At 69.3% G+C, this 22,523-nt stretch carries 9 protein-coding genes and 1 pseudogene; 3 read left to right on the top strand and 7 right to left on the bottom strand.

Annotated elements, in window-relative coordinates; translation table 11 throughout:
* Nucleotides 1–139: 139 nt before the first annotated feature.
* Entirely contained in the window at nucleotides 140–661 is a 522-nt protein-coding gene (locus ABD126_RS35015; RefSeq protein WP_343939230.1) for an integrase core domain-containing protein, read from the top strand.
* A gap of 130 nt (nucleotides 662–791) precedes the next feature.
* Here the strand turns inward: ABD126_RS35015 and ABD126_RS35010 are convergent, their stop codons facing one another.
* The 6 genes and pseudogenes from ABD126_RS35010 to ABD126_RS34985 all read right to left on the bottom strand — a co-directional run bounded on the left by ABD126_RS35010 (nucleotide 792) and on the right by ABD126_RS34985 (nucleotide 17,760).
* Complete coding sequence (locus ABD126_RS35010) at nucleotides 792–5,591, bottom strand: ATP-binding protein (RefSeq protein WP_343939228.1); 4,800 nt, start codon at nucleotides 5,589–5,591, stop codon at nucleotides 792–794.
* Nucleotides 5,584–8,499: an NACHT and WD repeat domain-containing protein gene (locus ABD126_RS35005; protein WP_343939226.1), complete on the bottom strand. Its 2,916-nt coding sequence runs from the start codon at nucleotides 8,497–8,499 to the stop codon at nucleotides 5,584–5,586. Before ABD126_RS35005 ends, ABD126_RS35010 begins: the two co-directional genes overlap by 8 nt.
* A 151-nt stretch (nucleotides 8,500–8,650) precedes the next feature.
* The gene (locus ABD126_RS35000) at nucleotides 8,651–9,460 is read right to left on the bottom strand and encodes an alpha/beta hydrolase family protein (RefSeq protein ID WP_343939224.1); all 810 of its coding nucleotides are present in this window, start codon (nucleotides 9,458–9,460) and stop codon (nucleotides 8,651–8,653) included.
* A gap of 794 nt (nucleotides 9,461–10,254) precedes the next feature.
* Nucleotides 10,255–10,995 (bottom strand): annotated as a pseudogene (locus tag ABD126_RS34995) (IS5 family transposase); the annotation flags it as partial.
* Nucleotides 10,996–11,401: 406 nt separating this feature from the next.
* On the bottom strand, nucleotides 11,402–13,480 hold the full coding sequence (locus ABD126_RS34990) for an ATP-binding protein (RefSeq protein ID WP_343939222.1): 2,079 nt from the start codon (nucleotides 13,478–13,480) through the stop codon (nucleotides 11,402–11,404).
* Nucleotides 13,481–13,902: 422 nt separating this feature from the next.
* Nucleotides 13,903–17,760 carry a serine protease gene (locus ABD126_RS34985; protein WP_343939220.1) on the bottom strand — a complete coding sequence of 1,286 codons (3,858 nt, stop codon included), beginning with the start codon at nucleotides 17,758–17,760 and terminating at the stop codon, nucleotides 13,903–13,905.
* Nucleotides 17,761–17,958: 198 nt separating this feature from the next.
* Here ABD126_RS34985 and ABD126_RS34980 point away from each other — a divergent pair, with 198 nt between their 5' ends.
* Entirely contained in the window at nucleotides 17,959–18,207 is a 249-nt protein-coding gene (locus tag ABD126_RS34980) for a hypothetical protein (RefSeq protein ID WP_343939218.1), read from the top strand.
* Nucleotides 18,208–18,253: 46 nt separating this feature from the next.
* Here ABD126_RS34980 and ABD126_RS34975 read toward each other — a convergent pair whose 3' ends face one another.
* Nucleotides 18,254–20,713 carry a tetratricopeptide repeat protein gene (locus ABD126_RS34975; RefSeq protein ID WP_343939216.1) on the bottom strand — a complete coding sequence of 820 codons (2,460 nt, stop codon included), beginning with the start codon at nucleotides 20,711–20,713 and terminating at the stop codon, nucleotides 18,254–18,256.
* Between ABD126_RS34975 and ABD126_RS34970 the strand changes: the two genes are divergently transcribed.
* Nucleotides 20,667–22,409 carry a hypothetical protein gene (locus tag ABD126_RS34970; protein WP_343939214.1) on the top strand — a complete coding sequence of 581 codons (1,743 nt, stop codon included), beginning with the start codon at nucleotides 20,667–20,669 and terminating at the stop codon, nucleotides 22,407–22,409. The genes ABD126_RS34975 and ABD126_RS34970 overlap by 47 nt on opposite strands.
* Nucleotides 22,410–22,523 lie beyond the last annotated feature (114 nt).

The following is a 22,523-nucleotide window of genomic DNA, read 5'->3' as shown; positions in this document are numbered from 1 at the left end:
TTGGTCCCGCTGGCGCAGACGCCATCAACACCGCGCCAAACAAGCCCACTACCAGCGAAGACAGGCCCAACATCACGAACTGCGGCTGGAGTACTAGGCCGAGGGCATCATCGCGGCGGACTTCCTCCACCTCGACACCGTGCTCGGCAAGCGTCTCTACGCACTGGCGTTCCTCGAACACGGCACCCGACGCCTGCACATCACCGGTGTCACCGCCCACCCGACCCAAGCCTGGACAACCCAACAGGCCAGAAACCTTGCAGCCGACCTCGACACACGGATGGAGTCTTTGCGCTTCCTGCTACGCGACCGCGACGGCAAGTACGGCCAGGCGTTCGACGCCGTCTTCCAGGCCGACGACATACGCGTGATCAAGAACGCGCCGCAGGCGCCCCGGATGAACGCCCACTGCGAACGAGTCATCGGCACCCTCCGACGCGAACTCCTCGACCACATCCTGATCCTGGGAGAGAGCCACGCACGACAAATCCTCAAGACTTACGAAGGCCACTACAACCGACACCGGCCCCACCAGGCCCGCGACCAACTACCACCCACAGTGCGCGAGCACCCCACCACGGTGCACGACCTCGATGCCCGCAGACTGACGCGCATGCGGATCCTCGGCGGAGTCATCAACGAGTACAGACATGTCGCCTGAACTGCAACGATGACTTTTCGAGCGGCGCAGGATACCTTCGCAGCGGTCTACAGTGGACGGTCGTCGACCCTAGCGACTCGTCCGACGACACGCCCGCCACGTCCACCCATCGTGTGACGCCATGGACCCGTCAGGCGAGGTCGAACCGATTCCAGGAGAACCAGTCCGACACCCGGTCCACGCCGGGGTCCTGTTGGACCAGGGGTTGGTCGAACTGCTCGCTGATCGTCTCCCGGTGCTCGTGCAGCAGCTGCGCGAGGAGGGGGTCCCGGTCGCTCAGCTTCGTCAACACGCCGAGCTGCCCCAACCTCAGATCCGCCACACCGGCCCACTTCGTCCTATCGACCAGCAACTCCACGCTGCGCTTGGCGATGGACGCGGCGGCCAGGGTGTGGAAGACGTCGGACGACGACTGCGGCCGGGCGTTCACCAACCTGTCGAGGGCATCACGCAACGCGCTCCGCGTCCAGTGCTGGTCCGGCAGCTGGCTCACCGCCCAGGCGACCTCCGCGGCGAACGCCAGGTTCGGCGGCACCGACGGTTCCCGAGCGGGAAGACGGGACCCCAGGTTCGCCGCCCGCACGGCGAAGGCGGCCCAGCCGACCTGCGACCAGTGGTCGGACTCGTCGCACACCAGGTAGCTCCGCACGGCCGACCCGACCTGCTCGGCGAGCGCCACGCCGAGTCCGTCGGCCACCTCGTACATCAGCGGCATCGCCCACAGCAGCAGGCTGGTCGCCGCCCGCACCCCCAACCTGCGCACGAGTTCCCGGGGGTCGATGTCGGCCAAGGCCGACATGATCACATCGACCTTCTCCGTGGCCCCGCACAACTTGAGCACCGTGAGCATGCTCGGCACCGCGCTCATGTCGCGGACCAGCATCGACCGCAGGCGCAGGGCGACGCGCTGGGCGTCGACGAAATGCGCGGCCTGGGCCGCCCAGTCCTCGTCCCACAGGTGCAGCATGCGCAGCTGCTCGCTGACGAACCTCGGGCTGCGCAGCTGCGAGATGGTGCTCAGGCGGGAATCGTAGACCCGGCGCATCCACGACGTGTGGGGGTCGCCGAACCGCAGCCCCACCGCGGCAAGCTGGCGGCTGATCACCCACTGCTGGGTGGGGTTCTGCATGTGCTGCACCTCGACCGTGAAGGCGTGCCACTGGTCGTGCGCGTTCACGGCGACGTCGAGCAGCACGGCGCCCTCACCCGGCAGGACGTGCTCCACGGCTTCCATGAGGTTCGCCGCGCCGACCGGCTCGGCGAACATCCCGTAGCGGACCCTGCGCTGCAGGATCGAGTGCCGGCCGCCACCGCCGAGCTCGCGAACCTTCGTGGCGGCGTAGTCGCGGTCCAGGCGCGCCATCAACCTGATCGCGTCGGCGAGCTCCGCCGGTGAGCCGGGGGCCTTCAGCCGGGCGAAGACACGTCTGTTGCCCCGCGCCTTCACCGCGTCGCGGAGGACCGAGGCGGCGGTGTCGCCGACGTTCGCGGTGCGCAGGGTCCTGACCGTCTCGACGATGCAGGACAGGGCCGAGCTGACCGATCCGGTCAGCTCGATGCCGTCGCTGTGGTAGGCGTGCAGGTAGGCGGTCGGCGCGGTCGGGAACAGTATGCGGGCGAGGCGGTGGAAGGCGGCGCGCGCGTCACTGCTGTCCGCGTGGCACATGCCTTCCACCATGCGCGCCTCCTGGAGGCTCCCGCGCAGGCGCCAGCGGAAGTCCTCGGCGACCTCCACGTCGTCCAGGATCTCCAGGGCGAGCTGCGGGCCCCACTGCCGCAGGGAGTACTCGATGGAGCTCGTGACCAGGTCCGCCGCGGCGTCGAGCACCTCGTCGGCGAAGGCCGGCTTGGCCCGCCACAGGCCGACGACGAGGTGGCTAAGCACCGAAGGACGCTCGTCGAATTTCATGCTCTCGCGGAACCACTTGAGACCGAGGGCGCTGGCCAGCTGGAACGCGAATCCGCTCTCCGGGTTCGCCTTCCAGTCGTCCAGCGTGTAGGCCACCGTGAGCAACATGCTCGCGCCCTTGATGTCGCCGGTGTCGTCGATGCGCTTGGCCATGGCGTGCGCCAGGCTCCGGTCCGGCTGCTGCTGGCGCGTGTACAGCACCTTGAACGCCAACGAGGCGTGCCGGTTGGTGAGCGTCTGGAGCAGGAGGGCCGTTTCAGCCGGAAGCGCCTCCCGCCGGATGAGGTTGCGCAGCGTCACGTCGAGGTTCGTGACGACGTTCAGCAGCCGCACGCAGAACGCCGGGTGGCTCGCGTGGAGCTCGGCCACGGCGAAGCGCAGCTCGCGGACGTCGCTGTTCGGCAGCGCGGCCAGGATCTCCGAGCGCCGCTCGGAGATCAACCCCTCCCAGTCCTTGATGCCCTCCAACTCCAGCTTCAGGGACAACGCGGCCAGGTACGCGGGCAGCCCGTGTCGCGGCCGCGGCCGGTAGTCGAGGAGCGCCCGCACCGAAGGCTCCTGCTCCGTCGGGCTCACCGGCATGCCGATGAGCTGCGCCGAGCGCTTCACCACGCGGTGGATGCGCCGCGCGATGCCGTAGTCGCGGAGGATCCCCGGTTTGAGGCCGTGGAGCGCGACGAAGCCGTGCTTGGCGACCAGGCGCGTGATGGGGTCGTGCTGGAACTTCGGCAGCAGTTCGACCAGCCGATACACGTCCCGGACCCATGTGGACTCCGCCGCGCGCAGGATCCGCTCCAGGGGACCGACCAACTGGTTGAGGCAGTTCTGCCACTCCGAGTCCAGCGAGCCGCGCATCCTCAATAGCGCGCTGAGGACCAGTGTCATCTCCCGGACGCCCAGGTCCCGGGTCGTGTCCGCGGCGAGGTCACCGCAGCGCCGCACCAGGCAGGCCCCCAGCTGATCGGCGAGGTCGTCGGAGAGGACCCGGTCCGCGATCAGCCCGAGGTCCGCGAGCACCGTGATGTCGACGCGCTCCAGCCAGTCGGCGAAGTTGTCGCGGAACTGGTCCTTGCCGACGAGCGCGCGCAACGCGGTCTCGTCGCCTTGGCGGGCGTTGCGCAGGAAGCGGACCAGGGCGCGATCGTCGACCGCCTTCGTCGCGTTGATCAGCTGCGAGAGCGCGCGAACCACGATCTCCCGCCGCACCGCGTCCATGTCCGCCGCTTGGCCGGATGCCTGCTGCCCGGTCCCCAGCAGAATGTCCCGGCAGAGGCCCTGGTGGGGCAGCCTCCAGCTGTCCTCGTGCATCGAGCGGACCGCACCGAGGGCCCTGAGCACGTCCGGGGTCACAGGGTAGAGGTCGTCCTCGCTGGTGTGGTTGTTGAGCAGCGAAACGGCGGCCAGCTTCTCCAGCGCGCCGTCTCCGCGCTCGCGCTGCCGGGCCACCGTCGTGCGGACGGAGTCCTCGTCGATAACCGCCGGACCGCCCTCGGACACGCGCACCATCATCTGGGTGAGCTCGCGCAGGTCACGGTAGTACCGCCGGACGAGCGTGGTCAGCAGCGGTTCACTGGCCCCCAGCAGCTCCGGGTGCCGCTCGACGAGGGTCCTGGCGAAGCGCATCGTCTGGGACTGGCCCACCACCGACTGGACGATGTGCGTGCTCTCGATCTTCCACTCGGTGGTGGTGATGCCGACGTCGTAGCGCAGCACGGCGAGCACGGAGACGTCGAACTCCTCCTGCCGCGTGACCGACAGCAGGTCGTCGACGTCGACGCTGAAACCGTCACCGGTCGGCGCGACGTCGTCGAGCACCAGCAGGCAACGGCTGCCGCGGGTCCGCGCGATCCGGGCGATGGACGCCAGGAGCTCCTCGTCGGGCAGGTGTCCGTCGGTCGGTGCCACCGCGACCACCTGCCAGCCCCGTTCCCGCAGATCGCGGGCCAGCAGCCGGACGATCGTGGTCTTGGCGGTACCCGTCGGACCACCGAGCACCACGCTGGTGTCCCGCTTGCGGTCCAGGATGTTGCGGAGTTCGGCGACCTGGTGGATCTCCGTGTCCGGCACCGGTTGGTCGGGGCCGGCGGCGGCGTCGAGGTCGACGGTGGACCACCCCAGGGCGCGCAACGCGGCCGCGCGCCGCCGCTCCATCCACTGCTCCCACTCGTCACCCCAGAGCACCCGAGCGGCCTCGGCGAGGTCGTGCCGAGTGGTCTTCACGACGGCGAGCGCGCTGTCCGCGGAGCGCCGCACCGCCCAGCCGTCCTTAGTGGCGACCAGCAGGCCGCGCCCCAGCTCCCCGGCCGCCTTGAGGCGGGCCCGCACCCCTTCCTCGTCGAGCGGCACCACGCCGTCGTCCTCCAATGACCCGGCGGCCACGACGTCCACGCCCCGTTCCGGGGAGAAGAACCGGGCGAGCAGCGCCAGCGCCAGGGGCAGCGCCAGCTCGGCGTCGCCGACTTCGATCCCCGCCACCGCCCCGGGTAACGCCAGGACCGCGTCGAGCGGCGACAAGTCGTCGACGACCGGTTCGAGGAGGGTGCGCACGGCCGCGCGGGCCGCGGTCATCGCGGCCTCGGCCGCCGCGTTCAGCCCGCCGCCCACCGCCGTCGGCCCCGCGGCCGGCACCAGGTCGGCGGTCAGCGAGAGGACGTTGCCGGACAGCGGATCGACGACCCCGATCGGCAGCCTGCCCGCGGTCAGGGCGGGGTCCCCGGCCCACTCGCTGAACGCCTTGTCGAGCAGCTCCCCGACGGACCCCACGACGGTGTTCACCGTGTCCGGGTCGAACAGGTCCTCGGGCCCGGTGGCGCGCTCCATCAGGACGTCGGCCACCAGCTCGCCCGTGCCGTCCTCGCTGAGCCACTCCGGCAGGCAGAACGCGTGCTCGGGGTTGGCCGCGGCCCAGTCCGCCAGGCGCGTCGCGGCGGGTCCGATCTCCTCGGGTGCCGACGTGAGCGTACGTCGAAGTGTCAGCAGCGAGAGCACGAGGCTGTTCCGGGTTGCGTTCACGTCACTCATCGCTGCCCTCTTTGTCACCCAAAAACGTGATTTGCGCGAGGCCCCCGACGACCGACAACACCAGGGAGTCGTCGTCGCGGAAGGCAACCGCCGCCGGCTCCTCCGGCAGCATCAGGTCGAGCACCGGTGCTTCCAGGTCCGCCAACGAGTGGACCACCAAGGTGGACGGGGTGCCGATCTCGGCGACGCAGAGCAGGCGGTCGCTGACCGCGACCCGCACGGGGTGCCGCACGGTGCGGTGCAGCCGGAGTGACGAACCCTCCCCGTGCACGAACAGGTTGCCGGTCGCCCCGAGGACCACCACGGTCCGGCCGCTGGGTGACACTGCCAACGCGGTCACCGCGTCGCCCATGCGGTGCAGCACCCCGATCGTGGTGTCGCGAACGGCGTCGCGGACGAGCACGTCGCCGCTCCGGGTGCACACCACCAAGGACGGCGGGCCCGTCGTCGGGCCCGCCGCCACCCGGTCGAGCCGTCGCGTGGTCGGGGCCCAGGTCAGCCGTTCCTCGGCCGTGTCGACGTCCACCGCCCACAACCGGCCCTCGTTGAGGAAGGCGACCGTCGTGTCCGTGGCGAAGACCAGCGAGTCCGCCCGCAACCGGCCGCGGCGCCCGAGCAGTTCGACGCACCCGTCGTCCGACAGCAGGCTCACGCGGCCGTCCCGCCACCCGACGGCCACCGTGCGCCGGCCCGAGCGCGGCACGGCGACCGCGCCGGCCAGCATCCGGTACCGCTCGATCGCACCTACCCGCGGTGGCTCCGGATCGGCGGACACCCACAGGCGCACGGACGCGTCGTCGTGCGCGGTCGCCATCACGTTCCCGTGCACCGCGATGGTCGTGACCACCGCCGACTCCGCGGCCAACGGGACGGCCCAGTCCAGCGACGCGCGCGCCGAGGTCGCGGTCCCGTGCCGGGGCAACCCGGCCCACGCCAGGAGCAGGTCCGCGAGCAACCGGCGGGTGGGGAGGTCCATGGCGCCCGCGTGCACCGCACGCCACACGGTGGTGCGGATCCGCAGTTCCTCGTCGTACGTCGCGAAGTCCGTCGTGGCCCCGGTCGGCGGGACGGACACGATGAACCCACCGGAGCGGAGCAGGGTCCTCAGCTCGGTGCACCCCGGGGCGGTGATCCACCGCACCAGGAGTCGGATCAGGTGCGGATGTGCCCGGTCCCAGCACTTCTCGCCGCCCTCCTCGGGAACGGCGGCGAGCAGGAGGCCGACCACCTCATCGGAGGGCCAGTCCAGCTCCGGCGGCTCGTTGCGCAGCCGCCACCACACTTCGCCGTCCACCTCCCTGGACACCAGCAGCGATGGGACGGCTGCTGCGGCGCGCCCGACGTCCGCGGACGTGGGTTCACCGCCGGTGCCCGACAAGGCGGACAGCTGCAGCCACAGGGACTCCGGCAGCCACTCGCGCGGCCACAGCCGCAGCGGGTTCACCAGGGACCGCGCCGCACCGCCGAGGGAGCTCAGCACGTCGACGAACAGGTCCAGCACGACTTCGGTCACGCGCTTCCGGCCGCTCGCCAGCGGATCGCTCGGCCAGCGCTGGTGCGCGCCCGGTGTCACCAGCCCCTTGGCCACCTCCGCCGCGATGCCGAAGGTCGCCAGGCACTGCGGTGCGAGCGCCTCGGCCAGCCGCTGCGCCGAGTGACGGGCGTCGTGGTTCGCGAGCGGGGCACCACGCGCCCTGGTCACCCTGGTGAACAGGTAGCGCGCCAGCTCGTCGTTCCCGGCGCGGTACCGGTGGTCGAGGTCCACCACGTGGACGTCCTCCAGGCCCGGTACCCAAGGCGCACGCGAGCTCATGACGAGCCGCACGGAGGGGATCGCGGTGAGGGGCCGCACCAGTTCGCCGACCAGTTCGGCGGGCTGCGCGCAGCGGTCGATGTCGTCGAGGACCACACCCACCGGAGAGTCGCGGCGGGCGAGGGCGTCCAGCAGGGCGGCGGGACGATTCACCTCGATCCCCAACTGCTCCCCCAGTCGCCTGGCGATGTCGCGCACGGACCACTGGTCACGCAACCGGAGGGCGGCGTGGACCGACCCTGGCGGTGGGAGCGGACCGGAACGGGCGATCAGGGGTAACTCGCCGCCCGCCACCCCGGCGATGGCGACCCGGCCCAACAGCGCCGACTTGCCGCTGCCGGGCCGACCGGTCACCAGCCGGGGCCTGCGGTCGGACCCGTCGGCGTCCAGCACTGCGGTCACGGCCGCCATCGCGTCGTCGCGACCGGTGAAGAACCAGCCGGTGCGCTCGCCGGAGGCGAGACCACGCGCCGGCGCGCTCCACCGCTCCCACTCGCCGGTGAGCCAGGTGGGCCCCTCGGCCGGCATGTGGGCTGGGTTGGGCAGCACCTCGCCGTCCCCGGCCTCCGCGGTGGGCATGGCCTCGACGGAGTGCCCACCGGCCTTGATCTTCTCGCGCAGCCAGGGGATCCCGATGTGCTCGGCGGAGTCCGGGGCCTCGTCCACCGCGCCGACGAACGCAGTGACGAATTCCAACTGCTCCGCAGGATCGACCCCGTGCGTCGAGCCCACGACCCACAGCTTGAGCTTCTCGCCCTTGAGCACCCACTCGCGCAGCGCCTGTTCCATGGTCGCCGTGACGCCCTGGCCCGACATGCAGAAGTCCAGGACGAGTAGGATCTCGTCCACCACGCCCACCGCGTTCTCGACGAACTTCTCGACGAACTGCGCCGGGGTCACGGTGCCCTCGTTCAGCAGGACACCGGGATCGTACTTCCGGCACGCGACGGACACCTTCTCGCCGTTCTTCGCGAGCAAGCCGTGCCCGGTGAGGTACACTAGCGCCTTCGCGGGTGGGAGGTCGGCGCCGGGGGCGGTCGCCGTCCGGCCGGCGAGCCAGACGGCGACGGCGTTGAGCATGTCGTACGGATCCACGTCCGCACCGGCCGCAGTCAGCGCTGGCGCGCCGTCCCGGAACCCGAGCCGTTCCAGGCATTCTCGCATAAGGCGCAATTCCTCGGGCACCAACTCCAACACCGGCGCACGACCTTGGTAGTCCCCAATCCCGGCGGCGAAGTAGACGCGATCAGGCGAGCGCATCGGCGATCACGGAGCTCGTCTCCACCACGTTGAGGTAACGGGTGGCGAGGTGCGCCCGCATCCGGGAGTTGCGTACCGGACGGTCGTCGATGCCCTGGCAGTACAGCGGTTCCAACACCTTGACCAGGGCGATGGCGTCCTCCTCGGCCGCCACGTTCACCCACTGGCGGACCTGCCCGGGCCAGTTGTCCCTGCCGTTCCCGAGCACTCCCAACCGTTCCCGGATCACCCTCAACCCGAGCGGCGACCCGAGGGTGATCAGCACGTCCACGTCGAGCCTGGGTTCCTGCCTGAGCACGTCGTATGCGATGACGCTGCCGAGGGAGTGCGCCACGACGACCTTCGCGCCACCGCCGACGGCCTTCACGAACTCGTCCTGCGCACCTTCCCTGAGCTGGAGGTCGGTGAAGTAGCGCCCCACCTGGTTGGCGAACCGCACCAGGGCTACGTGCCCGACGTTGGCGAAGTAGTCCGTGGCCTGGAGGGTGCGCAAAGCCCATTGCGCCGGACGGGGCAGGTAGACCTTGGTGCCTTCGGCAGGCGTTCCACCGGCTAGCTCCAGCACGAACTCGGTCGCGAGACCGGGTTCGAGCCGGTCGGGTGAGTCGAGCCCTTTGTGCCCAGGCGGGCGGCGGTACAGACCGCCGTAGAACGCGGCCTCGAAGGTGAAATCCCCCTTCCGCGGCGATCGCGCGCTCGAGAGGCCCTTGGCGATCTCCTGGCGCCAGAGTTCCGCCATCTTGTCACGGCTCTGGTACTGCCACCCTACGCCGTGCACGCCCACCACGTCAGCCAAGTCCCGCCTCCAGTTCGCGCTGCCCTACTGCTGCGTGTCGCGAGCCTGAAGGATCCCGTTACAGTGCGCGCCGTTCCCCGGGCTCACAGCGCTTTGCGTCCGCGGCCGTGATGCGGTTGCGTGGTTACTGAAGAGCGAATTTCGGAACCGCGTCATCGAAAGGAGTCTCGGCTGCCGGGGAACGCAATGGCACGCGGCACGCCGCCCGCGACGCACGGGGCAAGCGGCGGTCGCGCACTCGGCGCCGCCGCGTCCTCACGGCTGGCCGCGTCCTCAGCGCAAGGGCGCAGCAGCCTCTGGGGCTACTTGGTGCCCATCGCCACCGTCGTCCACCAGTGGAATCGACCACCGGCCCGTAGCCAAACCACCTGCCGACGTCATGGGGGATCGGAAGAGGACGATGGGTTGCCAGCTAGAGGCACTTCACCCTAACGGGTGATCATACCACCGAAACGCCTTTGGCAGAGGACCCGATAGGCCCAGTAGCGATCTGGACTCCGAAGGGTGATGACCTGACGTGGTGGAAGCTTCCGCGCTATCCGACATGACCGTCGCCGCTGCGGTGAGCGGCATCATCCTTCGGTCCGAGCGTCAATCCCACGTCAGCGCACTGGAACACGTCTTCGTGGACACCGGGTTAATAGCTCAACTATGGAACCGGAACTCGCAGATCTTGTTCGGCAGGCGCGGCACCGGAAAGTCACACGTGCTCCAACTCCTTGCCTCGCGCACCGAACGCCGGTCCGGTGAACTGGCCGTCTACCTCGGCCCGGCCCTGCGCATCGGTGTCAGGCGAGACGGTGGTAGCCGGTCAGCCATGAGATCGTCCGCTCCACGACCCAGCGGTGTCGGCCGAGGCGGTCGGAAGTCGATGCCCTTGCGGGCGATGCGTGGGATGGTGCCGCGGTGGCGTAACCAGCGACGCAGGTGGTCGATGTCGTATGCCTTGTCCGCGTGCAGCTTCGCCGGGCGGAAGCGGCGCGGACCGCGCTTGGAGCTGATGCGCGGGATCGCCATGAGCATGGGCTTGAGTGCCTGGCTGTCGTGCAGGTTCGCCGCCGAGACGCCGATGGCCAACGGCAGCCCGTTGCGGTCGATGACACGGTGAATTTTCGAGCCGGGCTTGCCGCGGTCGACCGGGTTCGAGCCGGTCATGTCACCCTTTTGTCCGCCCGGACCGAGGCGGCGTCCAGGATCGCCCGCGACCAGTCGATCTCGCCGCGCGAGCCGAGCTTGTCGAGCACGGCCTGGTGCAAGCGTCGCCATAACGCCGCCCTGGTCCACTCGGTGAACCTCCGGTGCGCGGTCGGCACCGTCACGCCGAACGACGGCGGCAGGTCGCGCCACGTGCACCCGCTGGTCAATACGTAGACGCTCGCGGCGGGCAACCGCAACCAGCGGGCATCCGAGGTGAACCCGCGCAACGCCTTGGCACCGGCCAGGGCGCCCAGCTCGGCGTTGGTCAGCTCGGGTCGTCCAGCGAACCCGGGGCCCACCCCCAGCCGGGGCACCGAAGTGAGTAGGGGAGTGGTCATCGCGGACGTGGGGCGTGTGCCATGCGGCGGCCCAGAACCTCTGAGCCTAATGCTGTTCCCACCACGACAGCTGTGGCTCCACTGTGGAGTCGTTGAGGGCGGCTTCGGTTTCGCTCGCGTCCAGTTCCAGGTGCTCCGGGTACCCGTGGTGATGGAGACGAATCGGAGGGACCGGAAGTGGCCCCGGCCCTCGACCAGCTCGGCTTCGGGCACGAGCCGCTTCTGCCGCACCCCGCGCCGCGCCAACGCCCGGCATTCGTGCGTGCCCTTGAGCTGGGTAGGCGCGGCGGTCTTGCCGGTGCAGAAGGTGCCCCTCCGCCAGCCGCCATCGTGACTACGCTCAAGGGTCGCTGCCTCATCCGCAGTCCGGCCTTCCGACCGCGGTCTGCGGTGACCCGGCCAGATCCTATGCCGCATTCAGGTCGTCGAGCTGCCGCCGGACGCGTTCGGCGTCGGCGTCACGGTCCTGCTCCCGGTAGAGCTGTACCGCCTCCACCCACAACGCGCGAGCTTGTTCGTACTCGCCGAGCGCGGCGTGAGGGTGACCCAGGCGCTCGAGGGTATCGGCGAACCCAGTGGTGTTGCCCAGGGCGCGACGCAGGGCGAGAGCCTGTCGGTAGTGGCCGATGGACTGCTCAAAGTGGCCGGTGTGATGGCCGATATAGCCCAGAGTGTCGTGGGTGGCCGCCTCGCCGTCGGGGTAGGGGTGACGGCTGAGCAGGTCGATGGCGGCCTGGCAGTGCTCGCGAGCGGTGTCGAATTCGCCCAGATGGGCGGTGCGCCAGGCCAGCATGTTAAGCATGTCGGCTTCCCATCTTGGCTGGCCGAGGAGGCGGTAGAGGTCCAGGGCGTGTTGGAGGTGCTCCAGGGCCCGGCGGTCGTCCCCCTGGCGTATCCAGGCGATCGCGAACTCCTGGTGGATATGGGCTTGTTCGGCGGGTTCGTGATGGCGCTCGGCCAGAGCGAGGGCCCGGTTCATATGTTCGATGGCCTGCGGGTGTCGGTCCAGTCGGGAACAGGCGCGGCCCAGCAGCACGAGGGCTCGAATGCGGCTGACAGGGTGGGGCAGGCGGGCGGCGGCCTTGAGAGCGGCCTGCCATGTGACCAGATCGTCGTGGTGGCGCCCCTGCCGGGTGTGGAAGATGGACAGATCCGAGGCCAGCAGCCACACGACCTGATGCCGGTGGTGCTCGGCCGCCGTGCGCTGGGCGGCCAGCAGGTGAGCGTGATGGGCGTCCAACCAGGCCAACGCGGCCGGAACGTCGGACAGCGGCTGCAGAGCGACAGCGGGGACGGGTGGGTCGAACGGGGCTGGCGCGCGGTGGGCGTTCGCCAGGCCGCTGGCGGTGTGGGCGGTGTGCAGATAGAAGTCCACCACCCGCTCCAGCGCCGCCCGCCGCACAGACGCGGGCAGGTCGTCGTGGGCCAGGTCAGCGGCATAGGCGCGCACCAGGTCGTGCATCGCGTACCGGCCGCCGGGAGTGCGGTCGAGCAGGCATGCGTCGACGAGGGCGCCCAGCACCGTGTGGGTCTCCCGCTCAGGTAGGCCGGTGAGGTTGGCCGCGGCAGGCAGCCCGATGTCCGGACCGGGCGCGATGCCCAGCAGCGAGAATGTCTCCCGCTGTCGGTCGTCCAAGTGGTGCAGCGACCAGGACAGCACCGCTGGCACGCTAACTATCAGGTCCTGTTCGGCCAGCGCGTCCAGACCCAGACTGCGTAGTTCGGCGGCGATTTCGCTCAGCGGCAGATGCGGGTGGCTGCGGGTGCGGGCGGCGATCACGCCCAGCGCCAGTGGAAGTCCGCGGCACAATCCGATCAGTTCCTCTACCGCATGCTCATCCGCGGCGACGCGGTCGGCCCCCAGCGCGGTCACCAGTAGGGCACGGGCCTCGGCGTTGGACAACACGTCCAGAGGCAGCGGATGGGCGCCATGTCTGGCGACCAGGCCCGGCAGCCGGTGGCGGCTGGTCACCAGCACGGTGTACGAGTCGCCGCCGGGCAGCAGCGGTACCACCTGCTCACTGGTGCCGGCGTTGTCCAGCACGATCAGCATCTGCCTGCCTGCGACCAGACTGCGGTACAACCCGACCAAGGCATCGGGATCGGTCGGCCGCCGGGCGGGATCCATTCCCAGCGCGTCGAGGAACCCGCGCACCGCCTCCACCGGCGCCGTCGGCTGCCCGATAGGGCTGAAGCCGCGCAAGTCCACGAACAGTTGTCCATCCGGGAACGCCTCGATATTCCGGTGGGCCCAGTGCAACGCCAGCCATGTCTTCCCGATCCCACCCGTCCCGGCGATCGCCGAGATCACCATCGCGCGGTTAGAGGAGGAGATGGTCAGCAGACGGTCCAGCGCGGCCAACTCAGCAGCCCGGCCGGTGAACAAGTCCCCCGCTGCGGGCAACTGCCGCGGCACCACTACCGCAGGCGGTACCGCCGGTGCGTGCAGGTGCACACCGCCGTGCACCACCCCGGCCTGCACCACTTCCCGCCACCGTTCCGGAGACGGAGTTTGCCACCGGGAGCCCGCTGGCGGCACCGTCCCGGCGGGCAGGCCGGGCCGCGGGATCTTCACGTGGCTGCGGTTCGGGCATTATCGAGGACACCTCCTGGTCCAGCCCGCCACAGGCCGGTCCCTGCATCGCTTCCGTACCGCCAGGCAACGGGGCAGCACCGGCATGATCCATCGGCCACCCCACGCCGACACCGCAGAAATACGGACCACCCTGAAACCGCGCCCGGTCCGGGTGTCCCGAGCCCCTCTGCCGCCAGTTCGACGTGCTCCAGGTGGGCGATGAGTTCCTTCAGCAGCATGTCGCGGCCGACCGGCCGGTCGTTGAAGGTTTCCGCGTCCTTCGACAAGCCAGCGGCCACCGAACCCAAGATCGGGGACGACGGCAGGAAAGACTAGCCAAAGTCCAGTTTCAGCACGCCGTCCGTGTGCCACACGACCAGCCGGTGGTCCCGGGTCCAGATCAGGTCCTCCAGCTTGGACCTTAGGTTGATCGCCGCCAGTTCACGGGCCGTTCCGCCGCGACCGCACATCCAGACGCGGACCCGGCCTCCTGCACCTCCGGCTGCGATGAGCGCCTGCCCAGCGGTGGGAAATACGAGGTCGACACTGCGGACGGAGGCGAGCCCGTGGGGCCATGACCGTGACCACGGAGCGAACTGGTCGGCCGCTAGCGACAGCAGGCTGATGCGGTCGCCGATGTCCAACGCGACGACCGGCTCGGCCGCGTCGTACCCGATCGCGACCTCGACGATGTAGTCGTGGTCGAGATCGGCCAACCGTTTGCCGGGACGGGCGATGAATGTCGCCGCGCCCGTGACGAGCACTCGTGGTTCACCGCGCAGCCAGTAGGGCTGAGGCCACTCCCGCTGTTCGATCGGGTCCGCCTCGAAGTGGTCTCTCGTGGCGTGCCACCTGTTGCCGTCCCACTTCCACCAGGTCAGCTCACCGTATGGGTTCCACACGACCACTAGCGACCCGGTGTCGTCCACGGACAGGTACGACTCGCCCTCGTGAGGCCCGACCGGTGTGAACCCCGGCCGCGTCTTACGGAATCCCTGCGGGGTGTGCTCCCACACCTCCACCGCTCCGGCGCGCCGACGCAGTGCGATCACCGGTCGGTTGGGCGCGTGTGCGATGACTTCGATGTCTTTCTTAGCTGCGGTCGCCATGTGCTGCACGAGGTAGTCGGTCACCGTTGTCACCTCCATGCCGTCGCTTCGCAGGTTCCTCGCAATGACCTCGGTGCCGTTACCACGTAGGAAACGGATCACCTCGGTGTCGTCAGGGATAGCTGGCGGTATGGCTGCGGAGGACGGCGGCCGGTCGACGTCCCACATCTGAACGTGATCCAGAGTGTGCGTGAGGACTACAGGAGCGCCGTATGGGCCATCGCCGATCGCGAGCGAGCCGGCGATCGCCTGGTTCACGGCCAAAGGCGCGCCGAGCGGGACAACCTCGGTACCGACCTCGTACAACGTGGCTCCGCCGAACATGCCGGACGTCACGGCTACCGCCCGACCGTCCATCAGCATGCCCGTGGCGAGGACGTTCCGCCATGCGGTCCGTGTGGGCGAGGTGGTTCTCATACCTACTGCGACCACCGGGAAAGATATCTCGGCGCTCTGCTCCAGCGGGCCCGGCGACCGGTCTGTGAATGCGACCAGCAGCACTGGTACGTCCGCGGTGGTAGCGAAGCGGACGACGCTGAAAGTGCCTACCGCCCGGTGGGTCGCCGCGCGCATGACGACCCCATTCGAGGTCAACGCCGCGAATCGCACCAGATCGGAGTCAGCACAAGCCAGATGGACGGTGTCGCCCTCAGCGGTGATCGCGCACGTGTGGCCCGGGAGCGGCACCCGATGTAACAGGGAGGGGGCATCGTCAGTGAAGTCGACCACCCACACCGAGAAGCCGTCCACCACGCTGGCGAGCAGTCTGCCGTCCTGGGTGACGGTCGTGTCCACGTCGCCGACGCCCCGCATCCCGGCGAGCTGGACGGTCCCGGTGACGTGTAGCCGATCTGTGAACGACCACCTCCAGAGGACGCCGTCCCGGCTCGTGCTCAACCCCACCTCTCGCCCGTCGGCCAGCACCTCCTGCGCGTGTACCTCAAGGTATGGGTCACCCGTGACCAAACGGTCCACCTCGACAAGGCGGTAGTCCTGGTATCGGTGCAGTACGGCGACCCCGTCGCGGCCGGTGGTCAAAACTGCTGGGCTACCCCGAGGGTCCAACCACATGCCAGCCCGCCTCAGCCCTGAAACAGGGCCGAGCACCTGGTGACTGTCCTCCGGGTGTCGCTGCGCCAACACCACCGCACGCCACGCGATCGGGCCGCTGACCTCGTCGGCGAGCGAGTCGAAGCCAGTCTGCCTCGCCTTCAACGCGAACCAGGCGGCACGGTGGGTGCGGTCGCCTTCCTCGAACGTGTGCAGCGCGCGGCGATAGATGTGGCGGACCAGGCCGGCCCGCTCCGAGGTCACGTGCGCAAAGTGGGGCACTATTCGTTCTGGGTCGACCGCCAGCATGAAGTCGAGGTCTTCGACCAGGTCGTCCAGACGACCGGCGGCGACGGCGTGCTGGGTCAAGTGCGTGCGGACGTACTCGGGCGTGTCCTCCCACCTGGTTACCAGTCCGCGCAGGGTTTCGTAGACCACCGGTTCCGCGCCCGGCCGTTCGGCGCGGAACGCGTCGTGCAAGGCATGGTGGAAGAGTCGGAACGTCCCGGCGGTCTGCTCGACCAGGTAACCGGTCGTATGAGTCAGTACTTCACAAAGGTCGCGGGCGGAGTAGTCTGCGGCGCTCGTAGCGTTGGCCAGGGCCAGCCACAGCGGTCCTTCCGGCAGGCCCGAGCCCTCGGCGTAGGCGAGCGGCAGGAGCAGGTCACGTGCCACCTGCGGCCGGTCGAACCGCACGGTCAGGTAGTCGTCGACGGCTGCGCCGACGCTGGTCGGCAGCCGGTCCAAGCCGGTCAGGCAGGCCAGTTGTGCGATGAGGAAGTTCCCGCCCGCGTGCTCCGCGATGGCTGCCGCCCGAATATGGTCGCCTATCCGGTGTTCGACGTAGGTGATCACGTCCTGGTGGTCGAGGTAGCCCTCGGAGTCGAGGTCCAGCACCACCGGGTTGCCGAGCCTGGTCAGCAGGACGTTCGTGGTCGACCCGCGTGCGCCTACGCGCGTGCCGACCACGACGTGCCGCTCCGAATGCATGGCCAGCCGGTTGAGCATGGTGGCGATGGCCATCGGCGCGTCGCCCGCCGCCTCGTCCAACGCGTCGACCACGACCGAGATGGGCCCGCAGCGTTGCAGCAGCTCGATCTGGTCGGCCGCTTCGACGTCGGCCGCGTCGGCGATGGCACGGACGACGTCCATCAACGTCTTGCCGCGGGCATGGACGGCCACGGTCACGCTGCCGACCGGCGGGACAGCGACCTCGGGCGGCAGGCTGTCCTCGGGCACGAGTAGGCGGCCCGCCCGATCGGCCAGCATGACGGTCCGCGCGATCACGGCGCTCTTGCCGCAACCGGGGCTGCCGACCACCGCCCGCACCCGCCTGTCGGTCGGTCCTTGGAGGTAGAACGCGAGTTCCGTCAACGCCCGGTGCCGCCCGACGAAGTGCCAGGCGTCAGTCGGCTCGTGCGGTTCGACGCCGCGCGCACGGGGCAGCCAGTGAGTGTCGAACGCGTCGTCCAGGTCGACCCGCCAGCCCGTGTAGGTGGCGGCGGACGGCCACCGCCGGACGATCTCCTGGACCGGGATGAGGTTGCCGCCGCCCACAGCCTTGTGCGCGGTCACGACGATGCCGACGACCGCGCGCACGTCGTCGTCCCATACCGGCGCACCGGAGAAGCCGGGGGCGATCGGGTGACCGGAGGTGTGTTTTATCTGCACCCATCCCGGACCGACCCGCCCTCCGATCCGGCCGCGCGACTCGGTGTGGTTGCCGCCCGCGAAGCCCTGCACCAGGTACGTGTGGTCGCTCATCGCGGCCGGCGCCCGCAATGGTGCGCACACGGCGCCCGGAACCGGGGCGGTCAGGCGCAGGACGGCCAGGTCGCCGTCTTCGACCGGGTCGCGGAACTCGACCGACGCGGCGACCGTGACGCCGAGGTGGACCAGGGTCACGTCCACCGAATCGTGGGGCACGACATGGGCGCAGGTCAGCACGAGGTCCGGTGCGATGAGCACGCCCGCGCCGACCTCACCCACCCGCGCCAACCAGGGCGGGCGCTCCCGGTAGCTCGCGCGCACAGTCCGCGAGCCTACTGCCGGTACCAGACGCGGCGAGCGGGCACGAGCAGGTCTCCCGATTGAACGCTCGGCGGCGGAGGTAGTACGCGACACGTTTCTCTACGTGATCAGGACAGCCCGGGTCGACACTCGACATTGGTGCCACGACATCAAGCCAGCAGCTTGGTCCGCGGGTGGACCTTGACCCGCAAGGTGGGCTTGACCGACCTGGAGCACAAGATCACGGCTGCGATGCTGACCATGGTCGCGGACGCGCTGGATGAAGCCGCCCATCCGTGGGCGGTCATCCCGCCCGCAGACTCGTCCCGGCCGCCGAGCAGTTGGCCTGTGCCCGGACACCTGTTCACTCCGGTCGACAACGAACGCCTTCGGCACGAACCGCAGTGGTGGTGCCGTTCGGGTCAGCTGGAGCAGGCTGTGACCGAGCCTGTCACGGTGTCGGCGTGAGGTGTTGGGCCAAGACGGTTGCGATGGAATCACAGGGTAGAGGCGGTCACTGGCGCTTCCAAGCTTCTTCGAGTGTCGCTTGGAGTTCGAGGAGGGGTGGGATGAACGGGGTGTACATGCGGTGCGTTGTGGCGAGCTGTCGGTATGTGGTCAGTGCTTCCTCGACGGCGGCGAGCGCTTCGGGTAGTGCTTGTGAATGGTGTGTTGGGTGTTGTGACTGGATGTAGGCCAGTGTCATGCATGCCTGCGCCAGGTGGCTGGAGAAGGCCCTCTCGTCGATCGCCTTGAGTTCGCGGGCGATCCGGATGGCTTCGGTGCAGTCCGCCAGCGCGCCGCTCAGGTCGCCGACGTCAGCCCTGCGCCATCCGAGGAGGCTCAGTTGGGTGCGGAGAGTGGGTAGGTGCGCGATGTGGTTAAGGTTCAGCAGCTGTCTCGTGTTCGTCACGGCTTCGATGGCAGCATCCAGGGCTTCCGTGTGCCGGCCTGACGCTGCCAGATGGAGTGAAAGGTTGTGCGACGTACGGGACAGCGGTGCCAGGAATCCATCTGGGTCCTGTTCGGCGAACCGGCGGTACAGCGTCAATGCCTCTTCGGTGCACGCGAGTGCCTCGTCGGTGTGCTGTGCACGCCCCAGGTGGAGCCCCAGGGCGGACAGCGTGTCGGCGAGCTTGACGTGATCGGCATGGGAATGCGAGGCCAGCTCACGGCGGAGGGTCAACGCCTCCTTCGCCATCGCGACGGCTTCCGCGTACCGGAAGGCGTCGGCGAGCCTGTTTGCGTAGGTGGTGAGGCAGTCGGCGCAGTCGCCTTTGAACTCCGGAAAGCGGTCGACCAGGCCGCGGAAGAACTGGGTCGCCAACGCCGCTGACCGCAGCGCTTCCTCGTCGTAGCCTGAGGCCGACTCGACGATGCCGAGTATGTTCAGGGCTTTGGCCACTTGGATCAGGTGTTCGGGATCTCCTGGTGATGACATGGCCATCTCGTCGCATCCGCGTTGCGCCCACGGCAGGCCCTCATGGGACCTGCCCGCTTCCGTCAGCCGGATGCCCAGCACGACCTTGGCCCACCCGCGGTCGAGCGAGGACGTGCCGGTCGGCTGTTCGTTGACTAGACGCCTGGCCAGGTCGGCGGCCGGTTGTAGGAGGTCCACCCGTCGGTGCGGCAGCGCGTCGGACACGGCTTGCGCGATGTGGGACGGCGCGTGCGCGATCACGGTACGAACGAGTGGTTCGCCCGCCTCTGCAACGGTTTCCGGGGTGAGGGTTGACCACAGCGCGTTGCGCATGTCGGGGTGCCGGTCCGCCGCCGCCGCGAGGATGGTCAGCGCACGGCGCAGCGTCGCCGGCTCGGCCACGGCCATCACGCGGCGCAGCAGGCCCTCGGCGCGGCGGTGGCGTCGGAGGTGCTCGGCGAGGAAGTCCTCGCCCAGACGGTCGGGACGCAGGGGGTGCAGGGCGGTGTCGTCGTCGGGAGGGTAGAGCTCTTCGTGCGTCAGCAGGACGTCGCGAGCGATGCCGAGGCGGTCCGCCAGCGCTTCGGCTTCCTCGGGATGTCGCACCGGGCCGAGCAGTGTCGCGGCGAACACGGCGTCGGCGATCTTCCCGCGCCTTCCCGGCGGCCAGAAGCGGCCTTCGTGCCGCAGCAGGTAGGTGGACAGGTCGCTGAGCTCTGGCTGCCGGTCGTGATCGCGTTGCGCACAAACCGCAGCCAAGGCGGACATGTGGAGGGTCAACGCGGAACCGTAGGCTGGCGCGGACAGGTCAGGCGGTTCCGGTGTCGTTGGCACGTCCAGCACCGCGCCGAAAGCGGCCGCTGCGGCACTGAAGGCGTCGGCGCGTTCGTCCGGCGAGGCGAGGTCCCCGAGTTCGATCGGCTCGGCGAGGGCGGCGAGCCGGTCCACCCGGTCGGCCACCGGGAGCCACGATGCGGTGGAACGAGCCAACAACAGCACTCGAACGGTGCGATCGGGGAAGCCGGTCGACAGGGTGACGATCAGGTGGACCAGCACGTCGACGCTCCAGCGCTCGGCGTAGTCCACCACCACCAGCACCGGGGACTCGCCGTCGGCCGGACCAGTGTTTTCCGGACCGTCGGGCAGGACGTCACCGGGGAAGTCGGGGCGGCTGACCGCCCGCGCCACCGCCCAGCCCAGGGCGTGGCACCGTCCCGCGAGAGCGCTGGCCAACCGCGTCTTGCCCTGGCCCCCGGCACCATGCACGAGCAGCACCGATACTGGGCTCTCCGTGTCGTCGCACCACTCGGCCAGGAGATCCTGGACGTAGGTGCGGGGCCAAAACGGCACGACCTCGCGTCGGGCGTCCAACAGGTAGCTCGGAGACCTCTGCCGTACCGGAACGCGGCCGTCACGCGGTGCGGCCCGCAACCACTGGACCTGGTGATCGGGCCGGTCGAGCGCGAGCGTGACGGTGTCGGCCGAACCGATCTGGATGCTCGGGCCATTGATCCACGAGTTCGACACCGAGTTCGTGACGTCGCGAAAGCTCACGACCACATCTTCCCCCGATACCCTCTTCGTGCTGCCGCATCGTTCTCGGACAGGTCACGGCATGATGGACCGGGTGTCACCGAGCCACCGTGAAGTCGTCGGCGCCTTCGTCGTCCGCGCCCGGCGCGTCCAGGCGCACTCGCTCGTTCGGGACCCCGCCGTTCTTTCCGATCTTGCCCGGGAACGGTTCGACGTACACTTGCGCCCGGACGGAACCAGTCGGATCCGCCACCGCCTTCCTCCTGACGAGGAGGTCTTCGAATCCCTGGCCGCGCGGGTCCGCCCGCTGCTTCTCGGTGACGAGTCGGTCTACCACTTCAAGGTCACCAAGGCGTTGAAGCGCCTGCTCGACACGAGTCCGGCCCCTGACGTCGAGCAGTACCGTGACGAGCTGAAGGAGCTGCGCGAGGCGTGGAAGACGACCACGACCGGCGAGAACTACGGGCTGGTCCAGTGGAGGGGAACCGAGGTTTCCGACACCCTCAGCCCGGTGTCCAACGTGCTCCTGGCCGAGGCATGGATGTACATCGACCTCGTGCACGTCGATCCCGACCAGCGCAGGTGTGACGCCCTGGACTACCCGATGCGTCAGCGCTATCTGGCCGCGGTGTGCTACTACTGCCGGATCGCCGAGCTGGTGGTGCGGACGTTGCGCTACATGGAGAAGCTGCGCGACGCCGGCGTGGTCGTGCTCGACGCCACCGACTGGGAACGCGACGTCGTCGTGGGCTCGGAGATCGTCGAGGAGGGCATCATCCGCGTCGCGCCCGCCGGAACTGAGGCGACCGCGGCGGACTTCGGCGAACAACCCAGGGAAGTCTGGCGTGACCTCACCGCCGTCGAGGCACTCCGACAGGACCCGGCGACACGACTGCGAGTGATACTCAGCCGTGCCGACGGCACCCCGGTGGCCGCCTACGAGGCCGCCGTCCTACCCCGACCCGCCGACGCGGAGGATCGACAGAGCGCCGACGTGCTGATCACTGGCGGAGTGGTGTGCCGCCTGCGGTTCCCGGTGGCCGACGGACAGCCGGATCCGCCGTCGATGGAACTGGTCAACGCAACCGAGAGCAACGAGGCCCACCTGGCGCTGTGCCGCTTCCAATTGCAGGCGGGCGAGGCACACACCCTCTCGTTCTTCGGCGAACACGACGACCAACCGCACTTGACCTTCACCACCACCGACCTCACCGCCGAGGACACCGAACAACTCCGGGTGGTCATCGACACGCTCGAAGACGTCCTGGCCATCGAAGCCCTCACCGGCCGAAGCCTGGGCCGCCCAACCACCATCGGCGATCAGGAACGCATCCTGCTTCGGGTCGCGCGACGACTCCACGAAGGACGAGTCGTCGAGCTCGCCCGCTCGATCGGCCCACGGATCGACCCTCGCGGCGAACTACCCTCCGACGACCACGCCGTGCTCATCCGGAACGAACCGCAGACGATGACGTTGGCAGGAGTCGAGATCCCGGTGCCCGCCTTCGTCGTTTGGCACCCCCGCGCCTCCACCCGCAACCTCGGACCGGCACCCGACCACGGCCCCGAGGCCCGGCGGTTCGACATCGCCGCGCCGCAAGGCGAGCGGTTCCTCGCCTGGGCACCCGACATCTGCATGATCCCACCGGACGAGATCACCCAACACGTGCAGCCGTGGGAGCTGTTTGGCATCGACCAGCGGACCTGCCCGTTGTGACCGACCCGCCGCAACGATGAATCCGGGTGACGTGTCCGTCACCCGGATTCATCGCACACCTACCATGTCGCGATGAGGCTCCCCGGACGTAGGCGTCCCGACGGCTTCGACCAC

It is taken from the genome of Saccharothrix mutabilis subsp. mutabilis, assembly GCF_039521145.1.
GTDB lineage: Bacteria > Actinomycetota > Actinomycetes > Mycobacteriales > Pseudonocardiaceae > Actinosynnema > Actinosynnema mutabilis.
The sequence above is the reverse complement of the archived record's forward strand: the minus strand, read 5'-3'. Positions and strand labels throughout refer to the sequence as shown.

Excerpts from the sequence above, each read along its gene's own strand:
- ABD126_RS35010 (WP_343939228.1), bottom strand. The coding sequence starts at position 5,591 with ATGAGTGACGTGAACGCAACCCGGAACAGCCTCGTGCTCTCGCTGCTG.